Source organism: Allorhizocola rhizosphaerae, from assembly GCF_003426775.1.
GTDB lineage: Bacteria > Actinomycetota > Actinomycetes > Mycobacteriales > Micromonosporaceae > Allorhizocola > Allorhizocola rhizosphaerae.
The window spans coordinates 1-4,244 of the sequence record NZ_QJUG01000387.1; the positions used below are offsets into that span (position 1 = coordinate 1).

Here is a 4,244-nt window from a genome sequence, read left to right on the forward strand (position 1 = left end):
CGACGAGCTCGGGCCGGGTGGCCGCGACCCGCGTGCCGTCGCGGAACGACCCGGCCCCCAGCGTCAGCGCCAGCAGGTCGTCGGCGGCAAGCGCGGCCAGCGCGCTCGCGACGAGGTGCGGCACGTGGCTGATCGCGGCCACCGCGCGGTCGTGCTCCTCGGTGGTCGCGGGCACCACCCGCGCCCCGAGCTCGGTCACGAGATCGGCGACGGTCAGCCAGTCGTCGAGCGCCACCGGATCGTCCAGACACAACACCCACGCGCAGCCCGTGAACAGTTTCGGGTCGGCGTTGGCGAAGCCGGAAACCTCCCGCCCGGCCATGGGATGCCCGCCGACATAACCCGCGACGGGGGTGGCCGCGCCCTTGAGCCGGTCGGCGACCGCGGCCCGCACCGGGCCCTTGACCGACGTGACGTCCGAGATCAGGCCGTGGAAGCCGCTCGCGACCAGCGCGTCAAGCGCGGTGTCGAGCGACGTCAGCGGTACCCCCAAAAAGACAAGGTCCGCATCGGCAGCGGCGTCACGCACCGTCGCCGTGATCTGCCAGCGCTGACCCGTGGGCATCCGGGCGGCGGCGTCCCGAGCGGTCGCCCGCACGGCCGGATCGGCGTCGAAGCCGAGCATGCGATGTCGCCCCGTCGTGGCCAGCCCGCGCAGCAGCGAGCCACCGATGAGCCCGAGACCGATCACCGCGATGTTCACGCGTCGAAGCCTATTAGGTGCCAGATCGTTTCACATGACGTGCGCCGTCTGAACGCTATCGCCCTGGTCTTTGCGGCCGTATTGATTTCTCAAAATGCTTTTGCGGTACCGGTGGACCCCACCCCGGTTTCGTCGGCCACCTTCAATGGGGCGGTGCACGCCGTCGCTTACTGGGGCGGCACCATCTACGTCGGGGGCGAGTTCACCCGCGCGACCTGGAACGGCTCCGAACACCGGCGCAACCGGCTCGCGGCGATAGACGCGGCCACCGGAGCCCTGCTGGACTGGACGCCGTCCGCCGACGGCACGGTGACTGACATCGCCGTGGACTCGTCGGGCCTCTACCTCGTGGGCGACTTCCAGGCGGTCAACGGCAAGAACCGGGACAACCTCGCCCAGCTGGATCCGCACACCGGCAGACTGCGGCCGGTGTTGGAGCACCGCATCTATGGGCACCCGAAGAAGGTCGCGGTCGGGCACGGCCGGGTCTACATCGGCGGGACCATTACGTCCGTCGATGGGCAGGCTCGCAGCGGCGCGGCGGCCTTCGACGCCGCGAGCGGCGCACTGGACCAGACATGGGCGCCTGTCCTGTCCGGCTCGGTCCACAGCCTGCTCGTCAGCCACGATCGGGTCTATCTGGGCGGCAAGTTCGACGACGTCAACGGCGTGGAGAGGACGCAGAAGCTCGCGGCCGTGACTCCCGACACGGGCCAGGTGGACACCTCGTTCGTTTCGCGGGTGCACGCCTTCGTCAACGCCCTGCAGATCGACGGTGACACGCTCTACGCGGGAGTCGACGGCGATGGCGGCCGGGCGGAGGCGATGGACCTGTCCGGGGGTCCGAAGTGGAGGGTCACTTTGGACGGTGACGTGCAGACGATCGCGATCCTGGACGGGCTGATCTACCTGGGCGGCCACTTCGACAACGTGTGCCGATCGGAATCGCTCGGGACGGTGCCGGGACGGCCGGGCAGCCAGTGCGTCGACGGATCGGACCAGCGGATCAAGCTTGCCGCCGTGGACGCCGGCGGCGTGCTGCAGCCGTGGACCGCCAACGCCAGCGGCACGATCGGTGTGCGGGCGATGGCCGCCAGCCCCGAGCTGGGTCAGCTGACCGCGGGCGGCTTCTTCAAATACATCGGGGGCGCGAGCCAGCCGCGGTTCGCGCTTTTCACACTCCCGCTTTGAGCAGGGTGGCCACCAGGCCCACGACGACCGGGGTCAGCACCACGAACCCGGCCTTGAGCTCACCGAACGTCGTCTGGTCGAGGCCCAGCATCTTCTCCAGCTTCTGCCGGTCCTCGGCAGCGCTCGCCAGCTGATCGGTCGGGGTGTCGGCGAGCGAGAAATGCCGGCCGACGAAGATGGCGCCGCGGCGGCGCAGCGCGCTCGCGGTCGGCACATACATGATGGCGATGATGAACGAGGCCACCACGCCCGAGAAGATCACGACCTTGGGGTTCTGCTGGATGTCACCCCAGTTGGCGGCGGCGCCGTTGACGCCCATGATGAGCAGCACCAGCACGCCCAACTGGCTCAGCATGCGGGTGGACATCTGACGCAACCGCAGCATGGCGGACAGCTGCGCACCGGGACCGCCGGGCAGCGGGTCGGCGCACACCTGCTTGATCGCGGCCAGCGTCGCGGCCGTAGGCAGTCCGCCGGCGATCGCCAGCGCCGAGAGAGCGATGCCGCGCGAGGTCAGGGTCTCCTTGTTGGCGAAGACGTAGTTCGTCGAGGCGATCAGCGCAGCCGCGATGATGAGCACCATGACGACGGACAGGGTGACCCGCCAGCGCTTGATGGAGTGGTACTGCTGCACCTCGAACCAGCGTGACATGCCGAAACCGAACGCCTCGCCGGCCGCCGCGCCGAGCAGCCCGGCGATCAGCAAGAAGATCAACCATTGGTCGCGCTCGGCCGGGCTGTCCGCGAGCTTGAAGCTCAGCGAGGCGATGCCCGCCCCGATCAGGGTGCCGAGCAGCATGCACAGAAGGCGGTAGTCGCCGACCGAGCCGGCGTCGTCTCTGGGCGCGTGCGGGTCCTCGGTGACCCCGTAGTCAAAGGCTCGCTGTGTGACCATCCGGTACTCTCCCGTGGGCATCGGCTCAACCGGCATGTCTCGGCAACTTAGGCCGTCCGGAGGCAAAGCACAATGTCAGATATGAGGCAGGCACTGCGGGGCGATTGCCATACGCACACCGATTGGTCCGACGGGGGTGACACGCTTCACGACATGGTGGTCGCGGCGGCACAGGCGGGCCACGACTACTTCGCCATCACGGACCACTCGCCACGGCTGCGCATCGCCAACGGGCTTTCGGCGCAGCGGCTGCGCAAGCAGATCGACGAGATCGCCGCGGTCAACCAATCCCTTGCGGAGACAGGGTTTCGCGTGTTGACCGGGATCGAGGTGGACATCCTGCCCGACGGATCGCTCGACCAGGACCCGAATCTGTTGGCCGACGTCGATATCGTGGTCGGGTCCGTCCACAGTGAACTGCGCATGGACAAGGCCGCGATGACCCGGCGCATGACCCGCGCGCTGGCCAACCCGCACCTGGACATCCTCGGCCACTGCACCGGGCGCAAGCTGCCCGTGGTGACCGATGAGGCGCACGCGTCGTCGCGACGGCGCCCGCCCAGTTCGTTCGATGCCAACGCGGTGTTCGCGGCGGCGGCCCGCTACGACAAGGCGATCGAAATCAACTCCCGGCCCGACCGGCTCGACCCGCCGTCCAACCTGCTGCGCAAGGCGGCAGCGATCGATGGGCTGCGGTTTGCCATCGACTCGGACGCGCATGCGGCAGCCCAGTTGGAATGGCTCAAGCACGGGTGCGAGCGGGCAGAGGCGGCGGGCATCGCACCGGAGCGCGTGGTCAACACGTGGCGGCTCGACGCGCTGCTGGAGTGGACGAAGTCACACGAGATCTGAAAGTGCTCAGGAGGTGCACACTTTAGGCGGCACGATGGCCTCATGTTGCGAGGAATGAGCACCCTGAACTTCTACGTCGACGACCTCAACGCCGCCAAGGAGTGGTACACGGAGGTGCTCGGCATCGAGCCCTACTTCGTGCGCGAGGTCGAGGGCAGGCCGGCCTACATCGAGTTCCGCATCGGCGATCACCTGCACGAGTTCGGCTTCATCGACGCCCGGTTCGCCCCGCCCGGTCAGGACCAGCGGCCCGCGGGTGCGGTCCTGCACTGGCACGTCGACGACATCGAGGCGAGCCTGGAGCGGCTGGTGTCCCTGGGGGCACGCGTCTACCTGCCGGTCACCGAGCACGGGCCGGGCTTCGTCACCGCATCCGTCATCGACCCGTTCGGCAACATTCTCGGCATCATGTACAACCAGCATTACCTGGACATGCTGGAAGAAGGCCGCGCCTAAAACGTGCGCGGGTGTGGCCGGGCGCGAAGCGATCCGGGCACACCCGCTGCGAACATCGGGTTTAACTCTGTTCAGGCGAAGCCGTGCTCTTGCGCGGGTGTGGCCGGGCGCGAAGCGATCCGGGCACACCCGCTGCGAACATCGGGT

At 68.4% G+C, this 4,244-nt stretch carries 5 protein-coding genes; 3 read left to right on the top strand and 2 right to left on the bottom strand.

The window, feature by feature from the left end; genetic code table 11:
• Window positions 1-703, bottom strand: a 703-nt coding sequence (locus tag DM816_RS40515) for a prephenate dehydrogenase (protein ID WP_117215758.1), incomplete at its 3' end; no start/stop codon positions are given.
• Between the two features lie 153 nt (window positions 704-856).
• On the opposite strand from DM816_RS40515, the gene DM816_RS40520 reads away from it, so the two are divergent.
• A complete protein-coding gene (locus DM816_RS40520; protein ID WP_162908365.1) occupies window positions 857-1,894 on the top strand; it encodes an outer membrane protein assembly factor BamB family protein in 1,038 nt (345 codons plus the stop codon).
• On the opposite strand, the gene DM816_RS40525 is transcribed toward DM816_RS40520, so the two are convergent.
• Window positions 1,878-2,825, bottom strand: a complete 948-nt coding sequence (locus DM816_RS40525; RefSeq protein WP_211589072.1) for a hypothetical protein — start codon at window positions 2,823-2,825, stop codon at window positions 1,878-1,880. The two genes, DM816_RS40520 and DM816_RS40525, sit on opposite strands and share 17 nt — an antisense overlap.
• Window positions 2,826-2,870: 45 nt before the next feature.
• Here DM816_RS40525 and DM816_RS40530 point away from each other — a divergent pair, with 45 nt between their 5' ends.
• Window positions 2,871-3,641 carry a PHP domain-containing protein gene (locus DM816_RS40530; protein ID WP_246002707.1) on the top strand — a complete coding sequence of 257 codons (771 nt, stop codon included), beginning with the start codon at window positions 2,871-2,873 and terminating at the stop codon, window positions 3,639-3,641.
• A gap of 54 nt (window positions 3,642-3,695) precedes the next feature.
• Window positions 3,696-4,097, top strand: a complete 402-nt coding sequence (locus DM816_RS40535) for a VOC family protein (protein ID WP_246002709.1) — start codon at window positions 3,696-3,698, stop codon at window positions 4,095-4,097.
• Window positions 4,098-4,244 lie beyond the last annotated feature (147 nt).